This is a genomic window from Pseudomonas sp. ADAK18, from assembly GCF_012935695.1.
GTDB lineage: Bacteria > Pseudomonadota > Gammaproteobacteria > Pseudomonadales > Pseudomonadaceae > Aquipseudomonas.
Window position 1 is genome coordinate 1,194,667 of record NZ_CP052859.1, and the last position, 14,583, is coordinate 1,209,249.

General features: G+C 49.4%; 13 protein-coding genes and 1 pseudogene. 12 read left to right on the forward strand and 2 right to left on the reverse strand.

Translation table 11 applies throughout. The annotated features are described in order from the left end of the window. Positions 1 to 17: 17 nt before the first annotated feature. The 12 genes from rfbA (at position 18) to HKK55_RS05580 (ending at position 12,398) form a co-directional block, all read left to right on the forward strand. Positions 18 to 911, forward strand: coding sequence for a glucose-1-phosphate thymidylyltransferase RfbA (rfbA, locus tag HKK55_RS05525; protein ID WP_169353708.1), 894 nt, complete (start codon positions 18 to 20; stop codon positions 909 to 911). After that, entirely contained in the window at positions 908 to 1,474 is a 567-nt protein-coding gene (gene rfbC, locus HKK55_RS05530) for a dTDP-4-dehydrorhamnose 3,5-epimerase (RefSeq protein WP_169353709.1), read from the forward strand. The genes rfbA and rfbC overlap by 4 nt, the downstream gene beginning before the upstream one ends. Beyond that, on the forward strand, positions 1,471 to 1,875 hold the full coding sequence (locus tag HKK55_RS05535) for an FdtA/QdtA family cupin domain-containing protein (RefSeq protein WP_169353710.1): 405 nt from the start codon (positions 1,471 to 1,473) through the stop codon (positions 1,873 to 1,875). Before rfbC ends, HKK55_RS05535 begins: the two co-directional genes overlap by 4 nt. Before the next feature lie 99 nt (positions 1,876 to 1,974). Continuing rightward, positions 1,975 to 3,096 (forward strand): DegT/DnrJ/EryC1/StrS aminotransferase family protein, encoded by a 1,122-nt coding sequence (locus tag HKK55_RS05540; protein ID WP_169353711.1) that lies wholly within the window; start codon positions 1,975 to 1,977, stop codon positions 3,094 to 3,096. Next, on the forward strand, positions 3,096 to 4,373 hold the full coding sequence (locus HKK55_RS05545) for an O-antigen translocase (RefSeq protein WP_169353712.1): 1,278 nt from the start codon (positions 3,096 to 3,098) through the stop codon (positions 4,371 to 4,373). Before HKK55_RS05540 ends, HKK55_RS05545 begins: the two co-directional genes overlap by 1 nt. A 10-nt stretch (positions 4,374 to 4,383) precedes the next feature. Then, positions 4,384 to 5,319, forward strand: a complete 936-nt coding sequence (locus HKK55_RS05550) for a glycosyltransferase family 2 protein (protein WP_169353713.1) — start codon at positions 4,384 to 4,386, stop codon at positions 5,317 to 5,319. Continuing rightward, positions 5,316 to 6,308, forward strand: coding sequence for an EpsG family protein (locus HKK55_RS05555; protein ID WP_169353714.1), 993 nt, complete (start codon positions 5,316 to 5,318; stop codon positions 6,306 to 6,308). The genes HKK55_RS05550 and HKK55_RS05555 overlap by 4 nt, the downstream gene beginning before the upstream one ends. Positions 6,309 to 6,359: 51 nt before the next feature. After that, the gene (locus HKK55_RS05560; RefSeq protein WP_169353715.1) at positions 6,360 to 7,265 is read left to right on the forward strand and encodes a glycosyltransferase family 2 protein; all 906 of its coding nucleotides are present in this window, start codon (positions 6,360 to 6,362) and stop codon (positions 7,263 to 7,265) included. A gap of 63 nt (positions 7,266 to 7,328) precedes the next feature. Further along, a complete protein-coding gene (locus HKK55_RS05565; RefSeq protein WP_169353716.1) occupies positions 7,329 to 8,240 on the forward strand; it encodes a glycosyltransferase in 912 nt (303 codons plus the stop codon). After that, entirely contained in the window at positions 8,237 to 9,205 is a 969-nt protein-coding gene (locus HKK55_RS05570) for an SDR family oxidoreductase (RefSeq protein WP_169353717.1), read from the forward strand. The genes HKK55_RS05565 and HKK55_RS05570 overlap by 4 nt, the downstream gene beginning before the upstream one ends. Further along, positions 9,202 to 10,212 carry a glycosyltransferase family 4 protein gene (locus tag HKK55_RS05575; RefSeq protein WP_169353718.1) on the forward strand — a complete coding sequence of 337 codons (1,011 nt, stop codon included), beginning with the start codon at positions 9,202 to 9,204 and terminating at the stop codon, positions 10,210 to 10,212. The genes HKK55_RS05570 and HKK55_RS05575 overlap by 4 nt, the downstream gene beginning before the upstream one ends. A gap of 179 nt (positions 10,213 to 10,391) precedes the next feature. Further along, the gene (locus tag HKK55_RS05580; protein ID WP_169353719.1) at positions 10,392 to 12,398 is read left to right on the forward strand and encodes a nucleoside-diphosphate sugar epimerase/dehydratase; all 2,007 of its coding nucleotides are present in this window, start codon (positions 10,392 to 10,394) and stop codon (positions 12,396 to 12,398) included. 326 nt (positions 12,399 to 12,724) lie between these two features. On the opposite strand, the gene HKK55_RS05585 is transcribed toward HKK55_RS05580, so the two are convergent. Beyond that, positions 12,725 to 13,360 (reverse strand): hypothetical protein, encoded by a 636-nt coding sequence (locus tag HKK55_RS05585; RefSeq protein WP_169353720.1) that lies wholly within the window; start codon positions 13,358 to 13,360, stop codon positions 12,725 to 12,727. A gap of 55 nt (positions 13,361 to 13,415) precedes the next feature. Then, positions 13,416 to 14,120 (reverse strand): annotated as a pseudogene (locus HKK55_RS05590) (transposase); the annotation flags it as partial. Between the last annotated feature and the right edge of the window lie 463 nt (positions 14,121 to 14,583).

Consider the following 14,583-nt stretch of genomic DNA (forward strand, 5'->3'; position numbering starts at 1 on the left):
AAGGAAATTTTACAGATATGAAGGACATCAAACGCAAAGGCATCATCCTCGCTGGCGGCTCGGGTACGCGTTTGCACCCACTGACGTTGGGCGTATCCAAGCAAATGTTGCCGATCTTCGACAAGCCGATGATTTTCTATCCGCTGTCGGTGTTGATGTTGGCTGGCATGCGCGAAATTTTGATTATCTCCACCCCTGAAGATTTGCCTTGCTTTAAAAAGCTCCTGGGTGATGGTAGTCAGTACGGCATCCAGCTCAGCTATGCCGAGCAACCTAGCCCGGACGGTTTGGCTCAGGCTTTCCTGATTGGCGAGGAATTTATTGGTGATGATCCTTGCTGCCTGATCCTTGGCGACAATATTTTTTACGGGCAGCATTTTTCCGATAACTTGCGTTCCGCTATGTCCCAGAAAACCGGTGCGACAGTCTTTGGCTATCACGTATCAGACCCTGAGCGTTTTGGTGTTGTTGAGTTCGATGCCACCGGCCGTGCACTGAGCATCGAAGAAAAACCAACGAAGCCAAAGTCCAACTATGCAGTGACAGGCTTGTACTTCTACGACAATCGAGTTGTAGAAATTGCAAAAAGCATCAAGCCTTCCCCGCGTGGAGAGCTTGAAATTACGGACGTAAACCGTGCCTATCTGGATGACAAATCGTTAACCGTCGAAATGCTGGGACGTGGTTTTGCCTGGCTGGACACGGGCACTCACGAGTCGCTCCTTGAGGCGAGTCATTTCGTTCATACCATCGAGCACCGCCAGGGGTTGAAAGTCGCTTGCCTGGAAGAAATTGCATTTCATAAGGGCTGGATTACCCCAGAGCAACTGGGTGTCCAAGCGGAAAAGCTGAAGAAGACAGGCTATGGTCAGTACTTGCAAAAACTTCTAGAAGAGGCTTCAGAGGCATGAAACTGATTCAGACTGCTATTCCTGACGTCGTGATCATTGAACCGAAGGTTTTTGGCGATGATCGTGGCTGGTTTATGGAAAGCTTTAACGAAGAGCGGTTTCATACAGCGCTTACAGAACTGGGGTTGCCTGTACCGCGAGCCTTTGTTCAGGATAATCACTCCTGTTCGGCAAGGGGCGTGCTGAGGGGGCTGCACTTCCAGCGCGCTCCCCATGCACAAGGCAAACTGGTGCGTGTCGTGCGGGGCGCTGCTTTTGACGTGGCGGTAGATATTCGGCCTGAGTCCAGCACGTACCTGAAATGGGTTGGTGTGCAGTTGGATTGCACCAATAACCATATGCTGTGGATCCCGGAAGGTTTTGCGCACGGCTTCGTTTCGCTAGAAGACGATACTCACTTTCTGTACAAGACCACTGATTACTACGCTAAGGAGTCTGAGGGCGCGCTCCATTGGAGTGATCCAGCTCTCAATATTGAATGGCCTGATGCGGAAAATTATCTCGTTAGTGAAAAGGACGACAACGCGCCAGGGTTGCAAGCCTTTCTGGAGGCACAGCAATGAGTTTGATCGAGATTTTAGATATCCAGTCGAGAGGGGATGAGCGGGGCCAGTTGATCGCTCTAGAGAATAATATAAATATTCCCTTCGAAATCAAACGTGTGTATTACCTTACCGAAACCCGGAAAGACGTTGCTCGTGGTTTTCATGCTCATAAAGAATTGATGCAAGTCGCAGTATGTATATCAGGCCGGTGCCTTATGAAATTGGATGATGGGACCAATCAGGAAGAGGTTTGGTTGGATTCTCCCGTCAAGGCAATTCTCATCAGGAAGATGATTTGGCGTGAAATGCATCAGTTCAGCCCAGATTGTGTGTTGCTCGTCTTGGCGAGTGAGCTTTACAATGAGCAAGATTACATTCGTAATTATTCTGATTTTAAGCTGCTGGCTAAGTCGTATTAATATTCTGTCGATCGCCATGGACTGCAATGACGGTTGTGAATTAGTGTGTTGTATCGAATTTAGTCTGTTGTTTAGTCGGAACGATCAGGTATCTGTAGAATGATAAAATTTTTAGAGTTGAAAGATATAAACAACCGTTGCCGCGACGAACTGGTCGCCGCCTGCACGAGGGTTGTTGACTCCGGTTGGTACATCGGCGGCACTGAACTTCATGATTTTGAGCGCGAATTTGCGGCGTATTGTGGTACTCGGCACTGTATTGGTGTTGCTAACGGTCTTGACGCCTTAGTGTTGGTTATCAGAGCGTGGAAAGAGCTCGGTTACATGAGTGAAGGGGACGAAGTTATCGTTCCTTCCAACACCTACATCGCTAGTGTTCTGGCTATTTCCGAGAATGGACTGGTCCCCGTGCTTGTGGAGCCAGATCCTCGCACACTGAATTTATGTCCGGTTAAAGTCGAATCTGCGATTACGAATAAGACAAAGGCGATTCTTCCTGTTCACCTGTATGGTCGAATGGCTAATATGCCCAAGATTGCGGAAATTGCAAAACGCCACAACCTCTTGGTTCTGGAGGATTCGGCGCAGGCGCACGGTGCGCACATTGATGGTAGAAAGGCGGGTAACTGGGGGGATGCATCGGGATTCAGCTTCTACCCAGGAAAAAATCTCGGTGCACTAGGTGATGCAGGTGCCGTGACAACCAACGATGATAAGTTGGCTGCGACGATTCGAGCATTGGGTAACTACGGATCCTATGAAAAATACAAAAATACTTATCGTGGTGTAAATAGTCGGCTTGATGAAATTCAAGCGGCTTGCCTCTCTGTCAAACTTAAGTACCTAGATGCCCAAACGGCTTATCGTCGTGAAATTGCACAGCTTTATACAACATCAATCACCAATCCGCTTATTAGCCTGCCTGTCAGGTTGGATTTCGATGCGCTCGGTAACTCCAGTCATGTATGGCATGTCTACACAGTGCAGTGCGAACAACGGGATGAGCTTCAGAAGCACTTGTTGGGCCATAACATACAAACATTGATTCACTACCCCATTCCTCCTCATCAACAACAAGCATATGCCGAGCTTGCCGATCAGTCCTATCCGGTTGCGGAGCGTATCCACCAACAGATATTGAGTTTGCCAATCGGTCCTACATTATCTATGGCGGAGGCACAGGCTATTGTCTCGGCGTGTAATAGTTTTGGTCGATATTGATGAACCTTGTTAAAACCAGTCTTTTGAATGGGATCGCTGTCGTCATAAAGATGTTGACCTTGTTGGGCTTGAATAAGGTCCTGGCTATTTATGTCGGACCGAGTGGTTATGCGGCGATCGGTCAGTTTCAGAATGTTGTACAGATGCTGACCACATTTGCCAGTGGTGCTATTAATAATGGGGTGACTAAATATACTGCTGAGTATGCCGAGGAAGAATACCGGCTACACGCTTTGTGGAGGACCTCGGGTACTATTGTTTTAATAGGGGCAACACTTGCCTCACTGTTGATAGCGTTGTTCAGTAAAGAGCTAGCGCTGTGGACGCTGGGTGACGTCGAATTTTCTGGCGTATTTCTTTGCTTTGCCGCTACCTTGGTACTGTTTAGTTTCAATACCTTGCTGTTAGCTGTGTTGAATGGCCGAAAAGAAATTATTCTTTATGTCTTTGCCAATATAGGAGGCAGTCTTTTTTCATTGGTTGTTACCTCGGTAATGGCGATTTACTTCGGGCTTTATGGGGCGCTGGCTGCTCTGGCGATATATCAATCATTAAGTTTTTTGGTGACGATTATTCTCTGTCGGCAGACGACGTGGTTTAAGATTCAATTGTTTTTTGGTGCTGTAGATCGAGCGGCTGCATTGAATTTGGCAAAATTCACTGCCATGGCTTTGACGTCCGCTATATGCATGCCTATTAGCACGATGCTGATTCGAAGTGATATTGCCGCAACGCTCGGCTGGGAAGCAGCAGGATATTGGGAGGCAATGCTTAGGCTGAGTGCTGCATATCTCTTGTTAGTGACTACGACGCTCAGTGTTTACTATTTACCACGTCTGTCAGAACTCGGCACCGCTAGAGAGTTGATTCATGAAATAAAGCAAGGTTATAAAATTATTTTGCCTTTCGCTGTTTTGGCCGGGGTCGTGATGTACTTTGCGCGAGATCTGATAGTATTTTTACTGTTTACAACGGACTTTTCTCCGGTACGTGAGCTATTTGCTTGGCAAATGGTGGGTGACACGTTGAAGATCGGTAGTTGGATTCTTGCTTATCTACTGTTAGGTAAGGCGATGTACAAAATGTACATCATTACGGAAGTTGTTTTTTCTGCATCATACGTATTTTTTGCGTGGTATTTTGTACGGCAGATTGGCTTGGAAGGCGTGGTAGTGGCTTATGCGGTGAACTACGCACTTTACTGGGCGGTCATGGTTGCTTGCGTGGCAGGATATTTTAGGACGATGCGCAGCACTGCATCCGTTAAGGGTAAATAAGGTATATTAGATGCTGACTATTGTTATTCCTGCCTACAATCATGAGCGCTATGTTGTTGAAGGGCTGGCGGCGGCATGCGCGGTTGATTTGCCAGGAACGGAAATAATTATCGTGGATGACGGGTCTACTGACTCGACAAAACTAAAGATAGAGCAGTTTCTTAATGAGAAAACCCCAAGGAATGTTAACTTTGTGGTTAAGGATAATAGCGGTGTTGTTTCGTCGTTGACCCTTGGGCTTGAAATGGCGAAAACCGAGTTCATTTATTTCGTTGCGTCGGACGATGTGCTTTGTCCGGCAGGGCTCGCAGAGTGTGTCCAGAAACTGAAAGATCATCCTCTCGCGATGTTTTGCATCGGTGGTGGGGTGAGCTTTGCTACCGAAGATCCAGAAGTACATACGCCAGTTTATAATAAATCACACGAAAATTTTTTTTCCATGAGTGCTTCGTCTAGAGCTGATGCACTGTATTTGGACTATCCGCAACCCATTCTTATCCAGTCGACAGTTTTTAGGAGCGCTGGCTTGAGAGAGGTCGGTGGTTGGGATCAGCGTGTTATCTTAGACGATTATCCAATGTTTATAAAAATGCTTACTCGATTTCCACTGCTGAACCGGGATTTTTTATATGAGCCGGAACAAATAGTAGTGAAATATAGGCAGCATGGGGCTAATGCCTTTAAAAATATACCTCGGCAATTTTTCATAATAAAACAAATGCTGAATTTTTCAGCGCCTGCGAAAATTTACTCAAAAGCACTGGGTAAAGTGCTTGCGATGCATTTTTTAGGTGCTGTTCGGTTAGGTCGTATCGCTGATGGAGTTGATCTTTTTAGGGGGAGCTCAATTGGTGTCAAGTTGTATTTTTTCTATTATTTTTTGACCTATTCTTTCAGCTTCTTCCGGCGCCGTTTAACTAAGTTAGTGCGGAGAATATTCAGTTGAAATCATCAGGACATGAGCCAACTCATCAATTTCATTTGAGTGGACGCTGGAGAGTGACGACTCCAGGTGCTATTGCGGTATTTGTTTTCGCTGCAATAGCCTCACTGTTGATCGCATTGCGCCCAATGGGTTTTGATTATGATTATCAGAACTACCTAGAGTATTACGATAATATCGTCGCTGGCACCCCCCCAGGAGTTGAGGTCGGTTATCAGGTTCTATCACTGATTTTTGATTATGTTGGAATAGGTTTTGTTGGGGTGCTTTACACATATGCGTTTATCGCATTATATGCAAAATTTAAGTTTTTTCAGAGGGTGGAGAGTAGTTACGGCGTTCGTGAAGGGTTGTTTTTCGGAGTCGTCTATGCACTTGTTTTTTTTCCAGTTTGGGAATTGACGCAAATTCGCAACGCGGCCGCGGTGGCGGTGGTTGCGTTGGCTATTCTTGAAAATCGAAAAACCAGTTCGGTTTTCTATTTTTTATGTGCTGTGCTTTTACATAACGTTAGTTTTTTGATCATCGCTCTGTGGCTCGTTCAGCGTTTTTTCGGGTCGCTGAAGTATCCTATTGTCATTGGCGTGGCGCTGGTAGTTTTTTTGGGACTCGAGTATGCACCTTATTATCAACAGTATGCTGCTGATGTATATAAAGAGGATTTCAATCCGCTCTCGTTAAAGAATTTTTTTATCGTTTTTACATTCTGCTATGTGCAGTTTTCAAAGCGGCCTTTGGCGAAGCACTTTGCATATTATTCGGTGGCTTTGCTGTTGTTTTATCTGGCGATGGGGAAAATGCCAGCCGCTGCTATTCGGGTCGCAGATATTTCACTTTTTTTCGGCTTGTTAGCATTGTCCCTAACGCACCTTCGGTTTGGTTGGCTCTATAAGCTAGTGACTATTCTTGCATTGGGTTACGTTTTTACGAATATCAGTTATTTAGGGGAAAATCCTCTAATTAAGCTGGATGCAATTTCGTGGGCTGGCTGAGGAGTTGGCCTCCTATTTTAGCTGTACTTGAGTTTGATGTTAGAGGTGAAAGTGGCTAAGATTGCTGCAGTAGTAGTCGGTTATATGCCGGAAATAGACGTCCTAGACAAGCTTCTGGTTTCGCTTGCTTCACAGGTGGATATGTTGGTTTTTCTCGATAATGGAGGCTCGTCCCAAGTATTGATGAGCGCTCACGACGAGCGACAATCCCTCGTCTATGTGGATATGGCAGGAAATAAGGGTTTGGGGGCTGCTTTAAACGAAGGCTTCGAGTTAGCGGTCAATGCTGGTATGGAATTTGTGGTTACTTTCGACCAGGACAGTCATGCTGAGCCTGAGTTGATTGCGAATCTTCACGCAGCGATGACTCAAGCAAAATTGAAGGATCCACGCTGTATTGCGGTTAGCCCGACTTTTTTTGACCGCCGTGATGGTAAGAAAATTAATTTCCCATTTTATCAATCGGTTAATGGCGTTATTAAACCGGTGTTTCATTCCGACGACGAGCACGGCTTGGTAAAAGTTGATGTTTTGATTACGTCGGGAATGTTCATCAGCACGCATGCGTGGATTGAAGGCAGTCGGTACAACGATGGGCTGTTCGTCGACTTTACCGATTCCGAGTGGTGTTTTCGGGTTAGAGATCTGGGATATACACTTTACGGATGTCTAAACGTTGAGATGGGACATGCCTTGTCCGATGCGCCACCAGTCAAAATTTTGGGGTTTAGTTTTCTTCGATACTCCCCGGTGCGCCGTTATTTTTTCTTCCGTGGCACGGTCGCAGTGTGTCGGATGAGCCACACTCCCGCATGTTGGAAAAAACGCCTGATGCTGGCATTGATATTACGTTTTTTTGTTAACCTAGTGATCGACAAAAACAAATTTCAGTCCATGAAAATGATGTTGCGTGGAGCGCTCCATGGTTGGCAAAAAAAATTGGGCCCGTTGCGTTAATCTTCGATTGTGATTGAGCGCCCTCGTGCCAGTATGTGGGTTAGGTATTAAAGGTAGAGAGTTATGCAACCACGTATCTTGGTTTTACTCGCAGCATACAATGGTATGCGTTGGATCGCTGAACAGGTCGAATCGATCTTGGGCCAGGAAGAGGTTTCTGTTTTTGTGCTGATCAGTGTCGATCGTTCGGATGATGGCACTGAGAGTTGGGTCGACGAGTTGTGCCTGCGGGATTCAAGGGTTAAATGCCTGGCTCACGGAGAAAGGTTTGGGGGGGCGGCTCGAAATTTCTTTCGTTTGATTAACGAAGCATCTGTTGAAGATTTTGATTACTTTTCATTTGCAGATCAGGATGATATTTGGCTGTCAAACAAGCTGATCAGTGCGACCCGGTTCATGCTTGAGAATAAATCTAATGGTTACTCCGGTAATGTCACTGCATTTTGGCCTGATGGGCGTGAGTCGATCATCGTCAAGTCGCAGCCTCAGGTGGCATTTGACCACTTGTTCGAGGCGGCCGGGCCGGGATGTACGTACGTTTTTTCTCAACCTCTGTTTGTTGAGCTTCAACGAGATATCAATAGTCGGTTTTCGCAGGTGCAGAATGTCACTCTGCATGATTGGTACTGCTATGCCTACAGTCGCTCACGCGGCTTTAAATGGGTGATTGATAGTCGGCCTTACATGCTCTATCGCCAGCATGGCGGTAATCAGGTAGGTGTAAATAGCGGCCATAAAGCATTTAAAAAGCGTTTGTCTCAGGTTTTTGATGGGTGGTGGCTAAACCAGGCTGCGCTGATTGCCAGTATGGTTGGCGTGGCAAATGATCCTTTTGTTCGGCGCTGGATCGGGCTGGGGCGTTGGGACCTGATTCGCCTAGCCGCCAGTGCCTCCAAATGCCGCAGGCGTGCCCGGGACAAGCTGGTTTTCAGTGGATTGTGTTTGGTATTGGCCTTGTTGAGGCAAAAGAAATGAAAGCTCAGTTATTGGTCACCGGCAGCAGTGGTTTCGTCGGAAGTCACCTGATTCAGCAGCTAATGGGCCGTACAGAATACGATGTACGTGCCCTTGTCCGCCGTTTGCCCGATGTTATGGCGACAGGTGTTGATTACGCAGTACTCCCCGATTTTTCTACTGTGACGGCAGAGAGTCCCTCACTGCTTGGTATTGACGTCGTTGTTCATCTCGCATCGCGTGTGCATGTCATGAATGATACGGAATCCGATCCTCTCGAAGCGTTTCGCCGGGTGAACGTGGGCCATACGCTTCAATTGGCTCGCAGCGCCGTAGCAGCTGGGGCGAAGCGTTTCATCTTCGTCAGTTCAGTCAAGGTGAATGGCGAGCAGACAGCGATCGGCAAGCCATACACTGAAACCGATATTCCTTCTCCGGTGGATCCGTATGGCATCTCCAAAATGGAAGCCGAGGACGCACTCAGAGAACTTGCAGCGCAAACAGGTCTTGAGGTCGTCATTGTCCGTCCTGTGCTGGTTTACGGTCCGGGCGTGAAGGCCAATTTTGCGAATATGATGAAGTGGCTGAAAAAGGGCGTTCCATTGCCGTTTGGTGCGATCGGTAACCAGCGCAGTCTTGTGGCACTAGATAACTTGGTCAGTTTTATTTTGACCTGCGTGTCTCATCCGGCCGCTGCTCACCAGACTTTCCTGGTCAGCGATGGTGAAGATGTATCAACCGCTCAATTATTAATTCGATTAGGCGAGTCCTTGAGTTCGCCCGCCAGACTAATCTCGGTTCCTGAGTGGTTGTTGGTGCTAGGAGCCACGCTACTGGGTCGCAAGGCACTATCCCAGCGGCTGTGTGGCTCGCTGCAAGTGGATATTACAAAATCCCGGCAACTATTGGGCTGGGCGCCAATCGTCACCCTTAAAACGGGTCTTGACGCAACCGCGCAACATTACCTTAGTGAGCAAACTCAATGACGTATTGGTACATCCTTCCCCTTGTCGCGCTTGCGTCCCTGTTACTGACAGCTGTGCTGCGTCAATACGCGCTGCGCCGTAGCATTATTGATATTCCTAATGCGCGCAGCTCTCATACGGTTCCAACGCCCAGAGGGGGAGGGGTTGCAATTGTACTGACGTTCGCACTTTCACTGCTGGTAATGGCAGCCCTGCAACTGGTGCCGATTGCTGAAAGTCTCGCGTTCCTAGGGTCAGGTCTATTGATCGCGGTGATCGGCTTTATGGACGATCATGGTCACATAGCAGCACGTTGGCGGTTGGTAGGACATTTTATTGCCGCTATCTGGGCGCTTTTTTGGATGCAAGGATTACCTTCAATTACGGTATTTGGTTTTTCCTTGAGTCTTGGATGGTTTGGGCATTTACTCGCCACACTTTACCTAGTCTGGATGTTGAATCTTTATAACTTCATGGATGGTATAGACGGCATTGCCAGTCTTGAGGCGATTTGTGCGTGCATCGGTTTGTCGATTATTTATTTTCTTAGTGGTCATGAGGCATTGATATGGACGCCTCTATTGCTGGCCATGGCCGTTATAGGATTCCTGTACTGGAACTTCCCACCTGCTAGAATTTTCATGGGAGATGCGGGGAGTGGGTTTCTTGGCATTATTCTGGGAGTTCTTTCCATACAGGCAGCCTGGGTTGGCAGCGAGTTTTTTTTCGCCTGGCTGATCATGCTGGGAGTTTTTGTAGTGGACGCAACCTTTACCCTTGGCCGACGGCTGGCCCGTGGAGACAAGGCCTATGAGGCGCATCGCAGCCATGCATACCAATTTGCATCTCGTCAATTTGGAAGGCACCTGCCGATAACGTTGTCTATTGGTGTTATCAACGTTGTCTGGCTTCTCCCCTTGGCGCTTTGCGTTACGTTACTGGGAATGGATGGGGCTCTGGGTGTAGTAGTTGCATATGCGCCTTTACTATTGTTGGCGGTAAAGTACAAGGCTGGTATGCGTGAATAGGTACCTTGGTGAGGTATGGGCTGACCACTTTTTTCTTTTCATGCAGGCTTAACCTGTATGATCGGGGAGCTTCCCGAAAAGTACGGCAATCGTTGGTTGCCGTTCGCAGAAGCACTAGATAGTCGCTGGTCGTTAAGAGTTTTAATCTAATTGTGAGTAGTAAAGGTCGTCAAAAAAACATGGATAAATTACGGACACTCCTGCTGAACCTACCTCGCAGGCAAAAGCGTATCCTGCAGGTCATTGCCGACATCATGTTGGTCTGGCTTGCCCTTTGGATGGCATTTGTTGTTCGTCTCGGGATCGACGAGTTAGTCAACCCCATCATCCTGCATTCATGGTTGTTCATCAGCGCTCCAATCATCTCTATCCCGCTGTTTATCCGTTTTGGCATGTACCGCGCCGTAATGCGTTACTTCGGTAACGATGCGCTCATCGCAATCATCAAGGCCGTCAGCCTGTCGGCGTTGATTCTCGGGGTTGTCGTCTATTGGTACAGCAACCACGAAAACGTGGTCCCACGCTCGATCGTGTTCAACTACTGGTGGCTCAGCCTGATCATGATTGGCGGTTTGCGTCTGGCCATGCGTCAGTACTTTTTGGGCGACTGGTTTGCAGCGGCCCAGCATGTACCGTTTACCAGTCGCGATGACGGCCTGACCAAAGTCGCGATCTACGGCGCAGGCGCTGCCGGTAATCAGTTGGTTGCAGCGCTTCGCATGGGACGGGTCATGCGTCCGGTGGCGTTTATCGATGACGACAGTAGCATTTCTGATCGTGTCATCTCTGGCCTCCAGGTGTTCAAGCCCAAGCACATTCAACAGATGATCGACACCACAGGGGCCCAGGAAATCCTGTTGGCCATTCCATCGTCCAATCGTGCGCGGCGTCGGGAGATTCTCGGCCTGTTGGAAGGGTTTCCGTTGCACGTACGTAGTGTGCCGGGTTTCATGGACCTTGCCAGTGGCCGGGTGAAGGTCGATGACATTCAGGAAGTGGATATTGCCGACTTGCTGGGACGTGATACCGTGCCGGCCCAAGGCGATCTGCTCGAGCATTGCGTCAAGGGGCAAAGCGTCCTGGTGACCGGTGCCGGGGGGTCTATTGGCTCCGAGCTTTGCCGGCAGATCCTGGCGCTGCGGCCAACCACTTTGTTGCTGTTCGAACACAGTGAGTTCAACCTTTACAGCATCCTGTCCGAGCTTGAGCTGCGTATCACCCGTGAGTCGCTGCCTGTTCGCTTGCTACCGATTCTAGGGTCGGTGCGCAACCAGACAAAACTGTTCGACGTGATGAAGACCTGGCACGTTGATACGGTCTACCACGCTGCAGCTTACAAACATGTCCCGATGGTTGAGCACAACATTGCCGAAGGCGTCCTGAACAACGTCATTGGTACCTTGAACACTGCTCAGGCGGCGCTTCAGGCGGGAGTTTCCAACTTCGTGCTGATCTCCACGGACAAGGCTGTTCGCCCGACCAATGTAATGGGCAGTACCAAGCGTTTGGCCGAGATGACCTTGCAAGCGCTGAGTCGCGAATTGGCACCGGTGTTGTTTGGCGACAATGCCAACATTTCTCGCGTCAACAAAACCCGTTTCACCATGGTGCGCTTTGGCAATGTACTGGGCTCGTCCGGCTCGGTTATTCCGTTGTTTCACAAGCAGATCAAATCAGGTGGGCCGCTCACGGTCACTCATCCCAAGATCACGCGTTACTTCATGACGATTCCTGAAGCGGCCCAATTGGTGATTCAGGCGGGCTCCATGGGGCAGGGCGGGGATGTGTTCGTGCTTGATATGGGCGAGCCGGTGAGAATTGTCGAACTGGCAGAGAAGATGATTCATCTTTCAGGTCTTAGCGTTCGCTCGGACAAAAATCCCCATGGTGATATCGCCATTGAGTTCACTGGGTTGCGCCCCGGTGAGAAACTATACGAGGAACTGCTGATTGGTGACAACGTTGTGGCCACCCAACACCCGATGATCATGAGTGCCAATGAGGACCATCTGGCGTGGGAGATATTCAAAGGCAAACTGACTGAGCTACTCGCGGCTGTTGAGTCGGACGACTACAGCAAGGTCCGTCAACTGCTGCGCGATACGGTCAGCGGGTATGCTCCGGATGGCGAGATCGTGGACTGGATTTACCAGCAGCGTCGCCTAGAGCCTAAAGTCCAAGGATAGGTGCTCCATAAATCCCGCATTCATAGTCACCACCTGGCCCCTGTGCTGTGCTCCCGATTCCTGTCGGAGCCAGCACCTTCTAATGATGCATCCCAGCGCAAAATTCGAACAAGCCCAATCTCTGCCCTATCTCGTCGACTTCCGAAGATCCATCGATGGGCTCGCCGTTATGATCGAACTGGAGATCCAGGTCGCGGTGTTTGACCCGGTGCTTTTCGTGTTCCTCAACAGTCCGCCCAACACACTTTGCGTGATTAAGTGAGCGTCCACCGTAAGCGGATGGCGAACACATCTTACTTCGCCTCACATTGATCCGCTTCCAACTTCTATAAGGCTCCGTCTCGCGAAGAGGTGTGAGTAGGTCGTGGGAGCGATGCGATCATTTGATCAAAGGCCGCCACCGCATACCTTCCATCAATGCTTTTCAAGGTTGGTATTTCTGAAGGAAAGCCAAATCGCACTTTGCCGGGAAGCACTTCATTCATAGCTGAGTACCAGGTCAGCAGAGCATGTTGGAGGCGCACGTGTAGCTCGAACTTACTCCGGCGACGGGTGGTGTCTGCTTTGGCTCGTTCGCGCGCTAGCTGAGGCTCTATGGAGCCAATAATGTAATAGTCAGCAAAGCCAATACGTCCTTGTGCGATAGTTTCTCTTGTGGCGTCCAACTCTATTCGCCAGTCGTGTTCGCTCGCCTCGCCGACCTGCCAAAGGCTCCAAATGTAGTGGAGCTTGAGAGGGTCACTGTCACACAACGCCCACGAAGAAATGTCTTCCATGGCCAGCGCCGTTTGCCAGCGATCCACGTTTCGCTCTGCCCAAAAAGCTGCTGCTCCCGCTGGATCCTTTAGTCGATCCGGCTCGTTTTCAAAACGGCCGTTTTCCGGAATGACATGTTGCCCTCCATGCTTAGTACACCAAGTGGTTTTCCCGCTGGCGCTGATACCTTCAACAACCAAAATCATCGTTATGACTACTCCCTTAATGGCGTCATCCTTGTAAGTCTCAAAGCATCGGGGCTTACGTGGTTTCTGCGGCCACCCACTGATGCGGTAGCAGTTGCCCAATCTCACTCGCCCGCTGCGTCGGCAGCCCTGTGTCAGCACATCTTCCAGATAGGCATACGGATCATGCCCATTCATGCGTGCCGACTGGATCAGACTCATGATCGCCGCCGCCCGTTGCCACTGCGAAGCGACCCGGCAAACGACCAGTTCGAGCGCCCAAGCGCCCGCGGTAGGATTTAATTCTCGTATCAGTTGTCATCGATGAGCAAGCACTGTCAGCGCTGTCCAGTATTTGAGGCTGTAACCCAGCGCCTTGGCGATGACCGATTCCTCATCCGCATGCTGTCTCTGGGTGATTATTCAGGTATGAAGTGCGTCGATGAGCAGCGCTGTTTTTTCCTGCCATATTCGCTGCCGGACACTCGGCTCCAGCTCGCGTGCCTCTCGCTCAATTTCATACAAGGCCGCGATGTAATGCAGCGCTTTTTTGGCCATCTGACTCTTATTGGTTGCGTACAATCCGAAGAATTTTTGCGTGCATGCAGCCGATCTCCGTGATACCCGTTTCAAAGCCAACCTTGCCGCCAGCGAAGTCATCGCCGACCAGCTTTCCGTTCCGGCTGCGGAGGAAGACACGGGTGTATTCGCCAACACCACTCTGGCTGAAGTCGTAAACGACCGCAGCCAGATCGAAAATCTGCCTGGTGGTGTAGGCCCACTCTTGGGTTTAACTGCTGTGACATGGGTCTTCAAGATTGCGATTAAAGTATCGCTTCTTGGCGTCCGCTGCGCGGGAACAAGTCCAGAGTGTTTTCCGGACGGTTACACTTAAATCACGCTTTCATCAAGTGGATGAGCAAGTACCGAATTTTGACTCGTCAAGCTGAACATCAGTTGCGGCTTGCCGAAAAGAGAACCTAGAGTTGCTCGCACATTGTATTTACTGCATGCATCGAATATCTGATCAGGAGCAGTATGATGAGAGATTGTTACGTACGATTCTGTGAGCACTCGAGGGGGGAATTCCCTTCGGCTGACTCGACTCATCGACACGCCCAAAGGCGCGATGGCCAGCGCTGAGAGCGCGAAGGCCAACGCTCCGGGTACTGCTTGGGCAGCCTCAGTGGCTTATGAAGTGGGCAATGGATCAGCTCACAGGTGTCGTCTAGCTGCGCGTGCTG